Below are 12,946 nucleotides of genomic sequence, written 5' to 3'. Positions count from 1 at the left end.
CGCCCATGCTGGTCACCCTGATGAAGGCCAAGCTTCACCGCGCCACGGTGACCCAGGCCGACCTCGACTACGAAGGCTCCATCGCCATCGATCGCGACCTGCTGGACGCTTCGGGCATCCTGCCGCACGAGCAGGTGGACGTGCTCAACATCACCACCGGCGCCCGCTTCACCACTTACGCCATCGAGGCGCCGCGCGGCTCCAAGGTGATCGGCGTCAACGGCGCGGCCGCCCGCCTGGTGCAGAAGGGCGACAAGGTCATCGTGGTGACCTACGGCCTGCTGCCGGCCGAGGAGGCCCGCAACTACGCCCCCACCGTCGTCCTTCTGGAGGACGGCAACGAGATCAAGCAGGCCGCCTGATGCGGCGGACGGCGGCGGCGCTGATCCTCTCGGCCGCCGCGGCGCTGGCCGCCTGCGCCCCCACCGCGCCGGAGGGGGTCGACGAGGCCGTCCTCGATCGGGCCATCGGAAATCGCATCGGCGATCCGTCCACCTGCGTGCTCGTGGCGCGCGCCGATACGGGCGAAGTCGTCTATCGCTACGGGACCGCGGTGATCTGCGGGCGCGCCTATCCGGGTTGCCGGGGCGAGGGCGTGCGCACGGCGCAGGATCTGCTCGAGAGCTATCTGGAAACCCCCGAGAGCGTGGCCATCAGCTGCCCCACCGCCAGCGACGGCTCGCGCAGCGTCGGCTGGGCCGCAGGTCCCGTGGCGGGCCGCCCGCTGGTCTTCGCCGCGGTCATGGAGGGCCAGCGCGCCCTGCCGGGCCTCGTCATGACCGACCGCCTGGCGAGCGCCTTCTCCGAAGCCGGCATGGACTGACGAAAACGGCCCCCGCCGGCGCGGGGGCCGTTCGCCATTAACCGGCGCGTCGCCTCAGCGGGTCAGTTCGTAGAGGCCGCTGATGTCCACCCGCACCGTCATCTCGCCGCCGGAGACCGGCGTCGACATGTCCTTCGATTCCGCACGGGCCATGGCCATGTAGGGCATGGGCGGGGGCGGCTGGGAGTAGCTGGTCCCTTCGCTCAGCGTCACCAGCCGGCCGACGCGGTGGCCGGTGGCCTGGGCGTAGAGCTGGGCCTTGGCCTGCAGGTTGCGGACGGCGGCCTGGCGGGCGGCGTTCTCCGCGGCCGTGGAGTCGTTCAGGCCGAAGTTGATCGAGTGGATCTGGTTGGCGCCGGCGTTCACCGTCGCGTCCACCGCCGCGCCGAGACGGGCGAGGTCGCGCACCTTCACCGTCACCTGGTTGCTGGCCTGATAGCCGCGCAGGCGGGGCGACTCGTTCTGCGGGTAGTCGTACTGGGCGTTCAGGTTCAGGTTCGAGGTCTGGATGTCGCGCCCGTCGATGCCGGCCCGGTTCAGGGCGGACATGACCTCGCTCATCTTCTGGGCGTTGGCGCGCATGGCTTCCTGCGCCGTCGCCGCCTCGGTCTGGACGCCGAGCGTAATGGTCGCCATGTCGGGCGCCACGTCCACCTCGCCCATGGCCGACAGGTTCAGCGTCGTGGCGCGGAACATGGAGTCCGCCGCCGGGGTCGCCGGCGCGGCCGCCGTCTGCGCCATGGCCGCGGGGGCCAGGGCCGCGGCCGCCGCCATCGTCAGTCCAAGGGCGCCGGCGCGCATCAGGGTCTTCATCGAGCTCTCCCGTTCTTGTTGAAACTTCACCGTAGAGGCTGCATGCGGAAATTCCGTGGCGGCCGTCGTGTTCCACCCTCGCAAGCCGAACCTGAACCGGAGCTTTAAGCGCCGTGCAGCCCGTGGTAACCGCATCGTCCGCTGATGGGGCCTGTAGCTCAATGGTTAGAGCCGGCCGCTCATAACGGTCTGGTTGCAGGTTCGAGTCCTGCCGGGCCCACCAGCGGGGCGTCGGCGCCGCACGAGGCTCGCCCGAGGAGGCGGAGACGATCGTGCGCCGTCCGCCCGCCCGCGGCTCCGCGCTCTGGCCGACACAATAATTTCTCGCCGCGGTCGCCGAACTTTCACGTCGGCGGATCATGCCCGCCCCAGTCGGGGATGGGGCGGGATGAAGCACTTGCTGGGTCTGAGGGAGGTCGATCTGTGGTTCATCGACCGGGTCCTGCCCCATGAACAGCGCTACCTGGCCTTGGCGCGCCGGTTCTCGGCCAATGGCGAGGAGGCCGCCGATCTGGTGCAGGACGTCTATGCGCGGCTGATGGCGTCGGAGGGATGGCGCTTCATCGAGGAGCCGCGGGCCTATGTCCTGACCATGATACGCAACCTCGGCGTCCAGAGGGTCCGGCGGGCCCGGGTCGTTTCCATGGAGCGTCTGGCCGAGGTGGACGGCGCCCGCGAGGTCAGCAGCGACACCCCCGATCCCTTCGACGAGGCGTCCGGCCGCCAGAGGCTGCGCCTGGCCCTGTCGGCCCTGCGCGACCTGCCGCCCCGCTGTCGCGAGGTGGTGGAGCTGCGGCGGCTGCATGATCTGTCCTCGCGCGAGATCGCCCGGCGGCTGGGGCTCAGCCTCTCCACCGTCGAGAAGCGGCTGGCCCGGGGCATGATCCTGATGGCCCAGGCCATGAGCCGCGCAGAGGCGCCGCAGGCGCAGGATTCTGAGGCTGCGCAAGCCCCGGCCGCGCCGGGACGGCGCCGGCCCCAGGCGAGACAGAAGAAATTCCGGCTCTAGCTTGGAGGTGCGCGCCGCTTCGCGCGTCTCTAAGAGACAGCATGATGAACGAGACGCCCGAACGCGCCACGGATCCTGAGGCGGACGACACCGCAGGCGGCGCCGCGCGCGTGGAGGCGGCCATGGAGGCGGCCGGTCTCTGGCTCGCCCGGCTGGACTCCGGAACCGGCGATCGCGAGGCCTTCGAGCGCTGGCGCGCGGCCGACCCGGCCCATGCGGTGGCCTTCGCCCGCGTCGCCTCGGCCTGGACCGCGCTGGCGGCGCCGGCCGTGGTCACGACGCGGCCTCCGCGGCGGGCCGGCCTGTCGCGGCGGGCGATGGTGTTGTCCCTCGGCGGCGCGGCGCTCGCGGCCGCCGGCGCGGGCATGTCCAGCCGCGTCCTGGCGCGGGAGCGCGTGGCCACAGGGGTGGGCGAGCGCCGCACGATCCGGCTGGCCGCCGACGCGCGGGCCGACCTCAACACCGACAGCCGCCTGAGCTGGCGCGTTCGGGAGGCGGCGACCGAGGCCTGGCTGGAGCGCGGGGAGTCGGCCATCGCCGTCTCGCCCGGCGCGCGCCCCTTGATCCTGCACGCCGCAGGCTCGGACTGGCGGCTGGGGCCGGGCCGCTACAATGTGCGGCTGGACGAGGCGCGGCTGGTGCTCATCGCGCTCGACGGCACGGCGCACGGCGCGGCGGGCCTGCGGGCGCAGACGGGGCAGCAGGTGGTCGTCCAGGCCGGCAAGGCCAGCCTCGCGGCCGCGCCGGAGGCCGCCCTCGAGAAGGCGGTCGCCTGGCCGCAAGGCGAGATCGTCTTCGTCGATGCGCCGCTTTCCGAGGCTGTCGCCGAATACAACCGCTATCTGGAGCGCAAGATCGTCATCGTCGATCCGGCCATCGGCCGCCTGAGGATCGGCGGACGCTTCACATCGTCGGACCCCACCGACTTCCTCGCCGCTCTCGAGGTCGTCCTGCCCGTGCGCGCGCGCCGCGACCAACAGGCCCACCTGCTCACCGCCGCGGAATAATTTCCCCGCAGCTTGGCGTGTCGGCCATCCCCGCGCGTCCTGCCCATTGAAGGCGCCGTTGCGGGCGCCCATCAGCGAAGGCGGGGGCCATGATTTCGACCGTTTCTCACAACGCTTTGCTCGCGGGTCTGGCGGCGGCCGCCGCCTTCGTGGCCGCTCCGGCGTCGGCCCAGGACCGGGTCCGGGACTTCGATATCCCGGCCCAGAACCTCGGCGCGGCCCTCAACGCCTGGTCGGCCCAGTCCGACGTCCAGATCCTCTACCCGGCGCAGGCGGTGGCCGGCCGGGACGCGCCGGCCGTGCGCGGCCGCCTGGAGACCCGCGAAGCCCTCCGTCGGCTCATCGCCGGCGCCGGCCTAAGGGTGGAGCGCGACGAGGGGCGGCTGGTGGCCCTGCAGGCGGCGCCGGCGGAGACCGCCGTCAGCCTGAGCGACGTGGTGGTCACGGCTCAGCGCCGCGAGCAGGCGACGGCCGAGGTGCCCTTCGCCCTGACCGCCCTGTCGGGCGAGACCCTGGAGGAGCGCGGGGTGGCCACCCTGCGGGATCTGTCCCTCTACACGCCGGGCCTGGTGGTCGAGGATCAGTCGCCCAACAATCCGATCTTCGTGATGCGGGGGATCAACTCCTCCGGCGGCGATTCCTTCAGCGAGCCGCGCGTCTCCGTCTTTCAGGACGGCGTGCCGATCTCGAAGTCCCGCGGATCGTTCGTCGAGCTGTTCGACATCGCCCGGGTGGAGGTGGCCAAGGGGCCCCAATCGACCCTGTTCGGCCGTGGCGCCCTGATCGGCGGCATCAACGTCATCCAGAACCGTGCGGCGCCCGGGCCGGACTGGCGGCTCTCGGCCGAGGCCGGCAACCAGGGCCAGGCCATGGCGGAAGGCATGGTCAATCTGCCTCTCAACGATGTGGTGGCCGTGCGCCTGGCCGCCCGTCACCGGGAGCGGGACGGCTCGCTGGAGAACCTGGCGCCCGATTCCGGCGACGGCCTCAACGCCCTGCGCCTTGACGCGGTCCGCGCGGCCGTCTCCTTCGCGCCGACGCCGGACGTCTCCGCCGACCTGATCTTCAACTTCCAGCAGGAAGAGACGGACGGGACAGGGTTCAAGTCCATGTACCTGCGGCCGACCGACCCCGGCACGGGCCAGGCGCTGGCGGGCCTGGCGACGGACGATCCGGTCTGGCTCTCGGCGCCGGCGGACTTCGCGGACGGCCGCGGACTGGGCGTCGATCAGCAGTATGCCGGCGTCACCGCGCTTCTCCGCTACGACCTCAACGAGGCGTTCACGCTGAACTTGGTCACCGGCTATCGCGATGTGGATTCCATCGAGGTCTATGACGCCGACGGCACGTCCCTGCCGGTCTTCACCACCATGGAGGACAATGGCGGCCGCTATCTCAGCCAGGAACTGCGCCTGAACTATGATGGCGGCGGCGCCGTGAGCTGGTTCGTGGGCGCCAGCTACTACCAGGAACGCGCCCGCTCCGAGGTCGATGTCCGCTTCGACGAGCGCATCCTGCTGGCGCAGGTGAGCGGGATGCTGAACGGCGGGCCGCTCACTGGCCTGCCGCAGAACAACCCCGCGCCCCTGGGCCTGTTCGGTCAGACGGCCTTCACCGGCGCCCTCGTGCAGGGGGTCGTGGCCCAGCTGAGCGGCGGACGGCTCCTGCTGAGCGGCGCGGAGGCCGCCGCCCTGGCCGCGCGGCTGGACCCGGCCCACGTGGAGACCTCCCGCAACACGGCCGACCTGGATTCCTACGACCTGTTCGCCGACGCCACCTTCCGTCCCGCCGATCGCTGGGAGATCAGCGCGGGCGTCCGCTACACCCACGACGACAAGACGACCCGCTGGGGCAGCGCCGTGGCGGGCCGAAGCATCCTGGGCGGCGTGGTGGGCGCCTCGGGCCTGGCGGCGAGCGGAAGCCCCGCGGGCGTGGCCACGGCCCGCGCCCTGCTTCAGGGCCTGACCCTCTTCGGCACCGATCTGGCCGCGCCCGGCCTGCCTGACTTCGGGGTCAACGCCCAGCCCTCCAACGGCGAGGAGAGCCAGGACCTTTCCGACGACGGCTTCACCTGGCGCCTGACCGGCCGCTACGCCCTGAGCGAGGCGGTCAACCTCTACGGCAGCTATTCGCGAGGGCGGCGCGCGGCTGTGCTGTCGGCCGCCGCGCCGTCCGCCCCTGGCGGGCCGGTCAACTTCACGGTCTCGCCGGCGGAAACCGTCGACGCCTTCGAGGTCGGGCTGAAGGCCGATCTTCGCCAGAGCGGCCTGCGGTTCGACGCCTCGGCCTACTACTACGACTATCAGAACTTCCAGACGCGGGAGCTGGTGGGCAGCGGCTTCATCACCACGAACGCGGGCAAGGCCGAGGCCTATGGCGTCGAACTGCAGGGCGACTGGCGGGCGACCCCGGCGCTCAGCCTCTTCGGAACCTACGCCTACAGCCATGCGCGCTTCGGCGCGGGGGCCTATGAGGGCAATCGCTTCGCCCGCTCCCCCGACCACAGCCTGTCGGTCGGCGCCGCCCTGAGCCTGGCCGCGCCCGGCGGGCGCCTGGAGCTCCGGCCGAGCTATTCCTGGCGCAGCAGAATCTTCTTCGCCGACGACAACGACCGCCCGGACCTGCAGACGGGCCGCATCGTCGCCGACCTGCTCCAGGACGAGCTCCAGGACGCCTACGGCCTGTTGAACCTGCGCATCGGCTACACGCCCCATGCCGGCGACTGGGAGGTCGAGGCCTTCGCCAGCAACCTGACTGACGAGGTCTATCGCAAGGGCGCCGGCAGCGCCGGGGAGTCCATCGGCATGCCGACCAACGTGCTGGGCGAGCCCCGCCTCTACGGCCTCCGTCTCACCATCCGCCGCTGAAGCCGCTCAGGGACAGCTTCCTCATGCTCCATCGCCTGGCAACTCTGGCGCTCCTCGCCCTGACCCTCGCGACGCCCTCGGCCGGGGCGGCCGAGGCCTTTCCGAGCCCTATCGTCATCGCCCACCGCGGGGCGAGCGGCTACCGCCCCGAACACACCGAGGCGGCCTATCGGCTCGCGGCCGAGCAGGGCGCCGACTACATCGAAGCCGACCTGGTCATGACGAAGGACGGCGTTCTGGTCTCGCGGCACGAGAACGAAATCGGTCTGACCACCGACGTCGCGGCGCATCCCGAATTCGCCGATCGCCGCACCTCTCGCCTGATCGACGGCGAGCGCTTCGAAGGCTGGTTCGTGGAGGACTTCACCCTGGCCGAACTCAGGACCCTGCGCGCCCGCGAACGTTATCCCTCGCAAAGGAAGGAGAGCGCCGCCTACGATGGTCGGCAGCCCGTGCTCACCCTGGCGGAGATCGTGGCGATCGCGAGGACGGAGGGGGACCGGCGCGGTCGGCCGGTCGGTCTCTACATCGAACTGAAGAACCCCGGATACCACGCCGCCATCGGCCTGCCGATGGAGGCGGCCCTCGTCGAGGCGCTCGAGCGCGCCGGGCTCAACCGGCGCGACGCCCCGGTCATCATCCAGTCCTTCTGGCCCGAGGCTCTCGTGGCGCTGCGCAAGCTGACCCCGGTCCGCCTGATGTTCCTGATCAACAGCGTCCCGCCGCCGGACGACATCCTGCGGGCCAACGGAATCGCGGCCTGGTCCGACGTCTATTCCCCCGAGGGGCTCAGGTATGTGGCGCAGTTCGCCGAGATCGTCGGGCCGGAGACCGAGCTTATCTTCCCGCGCGACGCCGAGGGGCGGTCCCTGCCGGCGACCAGCTTCGTGGCCGACGCCCACGACGCCGGCCTGCAGGTCCATGTCTGGAGCGTGGGCGCGGAGAACCGGCGCCTGCCGGTCCAGTTCCGCCGGGGCGATCCGGGCGATCCCGACCACCTGGACCAGCCCGGCGACGCCGCAGCCCTTGTGCGGGCGCTGCAGTCGGCCGGCGTGGACGGCCTGTTCACGGATCATCCCGACGTGGCGGTCGCAGCCCTGCGACGCTAGGCCAGGCGTCGCCCGGCCATGGTCGCCGCCTGCGACCAGAAGGCTTCCGCGGCCGGGCTCTGGCGCGCCCGGGGGCGATAGAGCCGGATGCCCATGGGCACGTCCCAGTCCGTCGAGGGGGCGCTGCGGACCAGGGCTCCGGTTTCGAGGTCGCCGGCGATGAGGCTCTGCGGCAGCCAGGCGACGCCGCGCCCCTCCCGCGCCATGATCAGGAGCACCATGGCCAGATGGGCGGTGAAGACCGGGGAGAGCCAGGCCGGCGCCCCGGCGGCGCGGGCCGCGGCGAGGATGCGGCCCATGCCGGAGGCCGGGCTGAAGGCCAGGTGCGCGCTCGGCGCGTCGGCCGCGCCAGGCAGGGGGTGCAGAGGGGTCGCCGTGTCCGGCGCGGCCGGCGCGCTCACGGGGACCAGCACGTCCTCGCCCACCTCCACCCCGAGGAAGGCGCCTGAGTCGAGCTCCGTCTGCGCCGCCGGATGATGGTGGCAGAGGATGAACTGCGCCTGGCCGGCGACCATCAGGCGTTCGCAGTCGGCCATGCTGTCGGTGACCAGACTGATGTTGGAGGGCGGCGCGGCGGCTCCCGACTCCAGCTGCTGGAGCCAGGCCGGGAAGAAGGTGAGGGATAGGACATTGGTGCAGGCGATGCGCAGGCTGCCGGCGGCGAGTTCGAAGACCTCGCGCGCCCGCTCGCGGCCGAAGGCGAGCCGCCGAACGATCTCCTGGGCGATCGGAAGGAATTCCGCGCCCGCCGCCGTCAGCTCGACGCGGTGGGTGTCGCGGTCGAACAGCGGCGCGCCGACCCACTCCTCCAGCATCCGGACACGCCGGCTGAAGGCGGGCTGGGAGATGTGGCGCGTCTCGGCGGCGCGGGAGAAGTTCCGCTGCTGGGCGAGGGTCAGAAAATCCTCGAGCCAAGCCAGTTCCATACGCCGCCCCCAGTCGCCTTCTGCGCCACAGTAGCATCGACGGCGCCGTCGCGGTCAGGAGGCGCTGCAATCTGGCCGCAGTGGTGTATCTGAAGGCCGTCCGGCAGGTGCGGGCGCGAACAGGGGACGGTCGGGATGACGGATGACGGTTGGCTGGCTTCGGTCGAGACGGCGAGTTCCGAACCCTATACCGAACCTGCGACCTACACCGTGCTGACCCATCTGCGCGAGCAGATCGTCTCGGGCCGCATCGCCCCCGGCAGCAAGCTGCGCGCCGAGGCCCTGGCGAACGAGATGAACGTCTCCCGCACGCCGGTGCGCAGCGCCCTGGCCGTGCTGTCGGCGGAGGGCCTCGTCACCTACGGGATGAACCGCGGCTACACCGTCCAGAGCATGAAGCTGAGCGACATCCTCGACTCCATCGAGGTGCGGGCCCAGCTCGAGGGCCTCGGCGCACGCCTGTCGGTGGAGATGGGCTGGTCGGCCGAGGGGCTCGCCTATCTGGGGCAGACGGTCGGACGAGCCCGGGCCATCCTGGACGAAGGCCGCTGGTCGGAGGAGATCGAGCGGGACTGGTACACGCTGAACCGCCTGTTCCACCGCGCGATCCAGCGGGCGCCGGAGAACCTCGTCCTGCGCAGCGCCATTCGCATGACGCTGCTCTATCCCCTGTTCGGCGACGCCGCGCGCCTGTGCCCGGTGGTGGCCGAGCGCGTGCCCCTGCGCCTGCGCGAGGTGCCGGACACGCCGCCGGAGTTCATCACCGTCTCCCAGGCCGACCATGAGGAGATCCTCGAGGCGATCCGCAAGGGCGAGGCCGACGCCGCCGGCGCGCTGATGAGCCGGCACGTGCTCCGGACGAAGGCGCGCCTGCACAGCATCGCCACGCGCTGAGGCGCGCATCACCTTATGCGCAAGCGGTCTTGGCCGCCTGTCGCCGCCCTGGGCTAGGCGACCTCCATACAGAGGAGGTGCAGCATGACCCACAGGACGCGGCGGGTGGTCGTCACCCAGCGGTTCTTCGACGAGGCCGCCATCGCCTATCTCCAGGCCGAGGGCTGCGAGGTGGCGATCGCCGACCTGCCGGCCGGCCAGGCCGACGGCGGGTTGGACCACGATCAGCTCGTGCGCCTGCTGGCCGGCGCCCAGGGCTGGATCGTCGGCCACGCCAGAGTCACGCGGTTCCTGCTCTCGGCCCTTCCGGAGCTGGCCATCGTCTCGCGGCGCGGCGTGGGATACGAGCGCGTCGACCTCGAAGCGGCGGCGGAGCTCGGCCGCGTGGTGACCATCGCCGCCGGCGGCAACGACGCTTCGGTGGCCGACCAGGCCATCGGCATGATGATCGCGCTGGGGAGACGGTTCCGCGAAGCCCAGGCCCAGATGGAGGCGGGCGCCTGGTCGATCCTCACCGGCACGGACCTTTATCGCAAGACGGTCGGCGTCGTCGGCCTCGGCCGGATCGGCGGCAGCGTGGTGCGGCGCCTGAGCGGCTTCGAGGCCCGGGTGCTGGTCGCCACCTCCAGACCCGACGCCGACTACGCCGCGCGCACCGGCGTGCGCTTCGTCGACCTTGAGGAGGTGCTGGAGCAAAGCGACTATGTCACCCTCCACGCGCCCCTGACGCCCGCGACCCGGCACATGATCGACGCCCGGGCCCTGGCGCGGATGCGCTCCGGCGCCTTCGTGATCAACACCGCGCGCGGCGGACTGGTCAGCGACCGGGACCTGCTGGCCGCCCTGGAGGCGGGTCATCTGGGCGGCGCCGGGCTCGACGTCTTCGAGAGCGAGAGCGACCCGGCCATGCGCCCCGTGACCGAGGCGCTGATCGCCCGCCCCGACGTGGTCGCCGCGCCCCACGCCGGCGCCTCGACGCGCGAAGGCCTGGCCCGCACCAACATGATCGCCGCCCGCTGCGTCGTGGCGGTGCTGAACGGGCAGGACCCGCCGCCCGAATGCGTCGTCGCCGACGGCCGGCGGACCAAGGTCCCCACCGCATGACGCGCCCCCGCACCCTCTATGACAAGCTGGTGGACAGCCATGCCGTCGCCCGCCTCGACGAGACGGGCGAGACGGTGCTGCTCTACGTCGATTTCAGCGTGCTGAACGAATACACGAGCCCCCAGGCCTTCACCGGTCTGCGCGAGGCGGGACGAAAGGTCTGGCGGCCGGAGCGGCTGCTCGGGGTGGTCGACCACGTCAATCCGACCGCGCCAGACCGGATCGCCGACATGCCCGACCCGGGCGGCGCCGAACAGGTCGCCTATTTCGCCCGCAACTGCCGCGACTTCGGCATCGAGCTCTTCGACATCCTCCATCCCCTGCAGGGGATCGAGCACGTGGTCGCGCCCGAGCTCGGCCTCGTCCAGCCTGGCATGGTGATCGCCGCCGGCGACAGCCACACCACGACCTATGGCGCGTTCGGGGCGCTCGGCTTCGGCGTCGGGACCTCGGACATCGAGCACATGCTGGCCACCGGGACCGTGGTCTATCGTCGCCTTGCGCCGATGAAGGTGGAGGTGACCGGCCGGCTGCCGGCCGGGGTGACGGCCAAGGACGTGGTCATGGCCCTGATCGGACGCATCGGGGCCGACGGGGCGACCGGCTGCGCCATCGAGTTCTGCGGCGAGACCATCTCCGCCCTCAGCGTCGAAGGCCGCATGACGCTCTGCAACATGGCGGTGGAGTGCGGCGCCCGCGGCGCCCTGGCGGCCCCGGACGACAAGGTGCTGGCCTATCTGCAGGACCGCCCCCGGGCGCCTCAGGGAGCGCTATGGGAGAGGGCGGTCGACACCTGGTCGCAGCTCCGGGCCGACCCCGGCGCCGTCTATGCGCGAGAGGTGGCGCTCTGCGCCGCGGAGATCGAGCCGATGGTCACCTGGGGCACCAGCCCCGATCAGGCCGCCTCCGTCCTCGGCCGGACCCCCGACCCCGATGCCGAGGCCGACCCCGGGCGGCGGCGGGACCTGGTCCGGGCGCTGGACTATATGGGGCTCCGGCCCGGAACGCCGCTGCAGAGCATCCGGATCGACCGCGCCTTCATCGGCTCGTGCACCAATGCGCGGATCGAGGACCTGCGCGAGGCCGCCGCGGTCCTGCGGGGCCGGCGGGTCGCCGAGGGGGTGCGGGCCATGATCGTGCCAGGCTCCAGCGCCGTCCGCCGCCAGGCCGAGGCCGAGGGGCTGGATCGCGTCTTCCTCGAGGCCGGCTTCGAGTGGCGCCAGTCGGGCTGTTCCATGTGCCTGGCCATGAACGACGACGTGCTCGGGCCCGGCGAGCGCTGCGCCTCCAGCACCAACCGCAACTTCGAGGGGCGCCAGGGCGCCGGGGGCCGCACCCACCTGATGAGCCCGGCCATGGTCGCCGCCGCCGCCGTCTGCGGCCGGCTCGCCGACGTGCGCCAACTGCAGGGAGCCTGAACCATGGAGCCGTTCGAGAGGGTCGAGGGGGTGGCCGCGCCGCTGCCGGCCGCCAATATCGACACCGACGTCATCATGCCCAAGCAGTTCCTCAAGGGCATCGACCGCAGCGGCCTCGACCGGGGCGTCTTCCACGACCTGCGCTTCGACGCGGCGGGCGCCCTGCGGCCGGACTTCATCCTGAACCAGGCGCCGTGGCGCCAGGCGCGCTTTCTGGTGACCGGACCGAACTTCGGCTGCGGCTCCAGCCGGGAGCACGCCGTCTGGGGGCTGTCCCAGCTGGGGATCCGGGCGCTGATCGGGACCAGCTTCGCCGGCATCTTCTTCGACAACTGCGCGCGCAACGGCCTGCTGGCCGTCACCGTGCCCGCGGACGAGGCGCAGGCCCTGATGGCGCTCGTCGCCCGGCCGGAGACCTGCGGGCTGGTCATCGACCTGGCGCGCCAGACGATCGAGGGCGAGGGGCTTCGGCTGACCTTCGACATCGACGAACCGCGCAAGCACGCCCTGCTGAACGGCCTCGACGCGGTCGGCCTCGCCCTGGCCCGCGCCGACGAGATCCGCGCCTTCGAGGCCGCGCATCTGCAGCGCAATCCCTGGCTGGCGGCCCGCCGCCCGTAGGGCGGGTCCTTTCGACAAGAGACGGCCGCCGCCCGCAGCCGCGCCGGCGGAGGAAGGACGCGCCGCCGGCGCGAAGCCGGCCTAGGGCGTGGACTCATAAGCTCTGAGCCACAGGCGGGTTGAGGCGAGCAGGACGGCGGCGAGGAAGTTCCTGGCCAGCTTGTCGAAGCGCGTCGCGATCCGCCTGAAGTGCTTGAGCTTGCAGAAGAAGCGCTCGACGAGGTTGCGCTGGCGGTAGATCGCGGGATCTACGGAGCGCTGGAGTTTGCGGTCCTTCTGCGTGGGGATGTGGGCGCAGCCGCCGCGCGAGCGGACCAGCTCGATCACCGCCTGAGCGTCGTAGCCGCGGTCGGCG

The 12,946-nt window shown here is 71.8% G+C and carries 13 protein-coding genes and 1 tRNA gene; 11 read left to right on the top strand and 3 right to left on the bottom strand.

Annotated elements, in window-relative coordinates:
* Positions 1-5 precede the first annotated feature (5 nt).
* Together panD and H2041_RS00065 are read left to right on the top strand one after the other, a co-directional pair.
* Positions 6-362 (top strand): aspartate 1-decarboxylase, encoded by a 357-nt coding sequence (panD, locus tag H2041_RS00070; protein WP_293408125.1) that lies wholly within the window; start codon positions 6-8, stop codon positions 360-362.
* Entirely contained in the window at positions 362-823 is a 462-nt protein-coding gene (locus tag H2041_RS00065) for a hypothetical protein (protein ID WP_293408123.1), read from the top strand. The genes panD and H2041_RS00065 overlap by 1 nt, the downstream gene beginning before the upstream one ends.
* A 54-nt stretch (positions 824-877) precedes the next feature.
* Here the strand turns inward: H2041_RS00065 and H2041_RS00060 are convergent, their stop codons facing one another.
* A complete protein-coding gene (locus H2041_RS00060) occupies positions 878-1,636 on the bottom strand; it encodes an SIMPL domain-containing protein (RefSeq protein WP_293408121.1) in 759 nt (252 codons plus the stop codon).
* A 147-nt stretch (positions 1,637-1,783) separates the two neighbouring features.
* Here H2041_RS00060 and H2041_RS00055 point away from each other — a divergent pair.
* The 5 genes from H2041_RS00055 to H2041_RS00035 all read left to right on the top strand — a co-directional run bounded on the left by H2041_RS00055 (position 1,784) and on the right by H2041_RS00035 (position 7,628).
* Positions 1,784-1,859: transfer RNA gene (locus H2041_RS00055), tRNA-Ile, on the top strand.
* 165 nt (positions 1,860-2,024) lie between these two features.
* Positions 2,025-2,645, top strand: coding sequence for a sigma-70 family RNA polymerase sigma factor (locus H2041_RS00050; RefSeq protein ID WP_293408119.1), 621 nt, complete (start codon positions 2,025-2,027; stop codon positions 2,643-2,645).
* 44 nt (positions 2,646-2,689) lie between these two features.
* Positions 2,690-3,652 (top strand): DUF4880 domain-containing protein, encoded by a 963-nt coding sequence (locus H2041_RS00045; RefSeq protein ID WP_293408117.1) that lies wholly within the window; start codon positions 2,690-2,692, stop codon positions 3,650-3,652.
* 89 nt (positions 3,653-3,741) lie between these two features.
* Positions 3,742-6,519, top strand: a complete 2,778-nt coding sequence (locus H2041_RS00040) for a TonB-dependent receptor (protein WP_293408115.1) — start codon at positions 3,742-3,744, stop codon at positions 6,517-6,519.
* Positions 6,520-6,542: 23 nt separating this feature from the next.
* On the top strand, positions 6,543-7,628 hold the full coding sequence (locus tag H2041_RS00035) for a glycerophosphodiester phosphodiesterase family protein (protein ID WP_293408113.1): 1,086 nt from the start codon (positions 6,543-6,545) through the stop codon (positions 7,626-7,628).
* Here the strand turns inward: H2041_RS00035 and H2041_RS00030 are convergent.
* Positions 7,625-8,554, bottom strand: coding sequence for a LysR family transcriptional regulator (locus H2041_RS00030; RefSeq protein WP_293408111.1), 930 nt, complete (start codon positions 8,552-8,554; stop codon positions 7,625-7,627). The genes H2041_RS00035 and H2041_RS00030 overlap by 4 nt on opposite strands.
* Before the next feature lie 135 nt (positions 8,555-8,689).
* Between H2041_RS00030 and H2041_RS00025 the strand changes: the two genes are divergently transcribed.
* The 4 genes from H2041_RS00025 to leuD all read left to right on the top strand — a co-directional run bounded on the left by H2041_RS00025 (position 8,690) and on the right by leuD (position 12,591).
* A complete protein-coding gene (locus tag H2041_RS00025; protein WP_293408108.1) occupies positions 8,690-9,448 on the top strand; it encodes a GntR family transcriptional regulator in 759 nt (252 codons plus the stop codon).
* Between the two features lie 84 nt (positions 9,449-9,532).
* Positions 9,533-10,552: a phosphoglycerate dehydrogenase gene (locus H2041_RS00020; protein WP_293408105.1), complete on the top strand. Its 1,020-nt coding sequence runs from the start codon at positions 9,533-9,535 to the stop codon at positions 10,550-10,552.
* On the top strand, positions 10,549-11,970 hold the full coding sequence (gene leuC, locus H2041_RS00015) for a 3-isopropylmalate dehydratase large subunit (protein WP_293408103.1): 1,422 nt from the start codon (positions 10,549-10,551) through the stop codon (positions 11,968-11,970). Before H2041_RS00020 ends, leuC begins: the two co-directional genes overlap by 4 nt.
* A gap of 3 nt (positions 11,971-11,973) precedes the next feature.
* Complete coding sequence (gene leuD, locus H2041_RS00010) at positions 11,974-12,591, top strand: 3-isopropylmalate dehydratase small subunit (RefSeq protein WP_293408101.1); 618 nt, start codon at positions 11,974-11,976, stop codon at positions 12,589-12,591.
* Positions 12,592-12,672: 81 nt separating this feature from the next.
* Here the strand turns inward: leuD and H2041_RS00005 are convergent.
* Positions 12,673-12,946, bottom strand: a 274-nt coding sequence (locus H2041_RS00005) for a transposase (protein WP_293408099.1), incomplete at its 5' end; no start/stop codon positions are given.

It is taken from the genome of Phenylobacterium sp. (assembly GCF_013911965.1).
Classification (GTDB): Bacteria; Pseudomonadota; Alphaproteobacteria; order Caulobacterales; family Caulobacteraceae; genus Phenylobacterium.
Note: the sequence above shows the minus strand (reverse complement) of the source record. Positions and strands in the feature narration are given on the sequence as shown.

Excerpts from the sequence above, each read along its gene's own strand:
- panD (WP_293408125.1), top strand. The coding sequence starts at position 6 with ATGCTGGTCACCCTGATGAAGGCCAAGCTTCACCGCGCCACGGTGACC.
- H2041_RS00065 (WP_293408123.1), top strand. The coding sequence starts at position 362 with ATGCGGCGGACGGCGGCGGCGCTGATCCTCTCGGCCGCCGCGGCGCTG.
- H2041_RS00060 (WP_293408121.1), bottom strand. The coding sequence starts at position 1,636 with ATGAAGACCCTGATGCGCGCCGGCGCCCTTGGACTGACGATGGCGGCG.
- H2041_RS00050 (WP_293408119.1), top strand. The coding sequence starts at position 2,025 with ATGAAGCACTTGCTGGGTCTGAGGGAGGTCGATCTGTGGTTCATCGAC.
- H2041_RS00045 (WP_293408117.1), top strand. The coding sequence starts at position 2,690 with ATGAACGAGACGCCCGAACGCGCCACGGATCCTGAGGCGGACGACACC.
- H2041_RS00040 (WP_293408115.1), top strand. The coding sequence starts at position 3,742 with ATGATTTCGACCGTTTCTCACAACGCTTTGCTCGCGGGTCTGGCGGCG.
- H2041_RS00035 (WP_293408113.1), top strand. The coding sequence starts at position 6,543 with ATGCTCCATCGCCTGGCAACTCTGGCGCTCCTCGCCCTGACCCTCGCG.
- H2041_RS00030 (WP_293408111.1), bottom strand. The coding sequence starts at position 8,554 with ATGGAACTGGCTTGGCTCGAGGATTTTCTGACCCTCGCCCAGCAGCGG.
- H2041_RS00025 (WP_293408108.1), top strand. The coding sequence starts at position 8,690 with ATGACGGATGACGGTTGGCTGGCTTCGGTCGAGACGGCGAGTTCCGAA.
- H2041_RS00020 (WP_293408105.1), top strand. The coding sequence starts at position 9,533 with ATGACCCACAGGACGCGGCGGGTGGTCGTCACCCAGCGGTTCTTCGAC.
- leuC (WP_293408103.1), top strand. The coding sequence starts at position 10,549 with ATGACGCGCCCCCGCACCCTCTATGACAAGCTGGTGGACAGCCATGCC.
- leuD (WP_293408101.1), top strand. The coding sequence starts at position 11,974 with ATGGAGCCGTTCGAGAGGGTCGAGGGGGTGGCCGCGCCGCTGCCGGCC.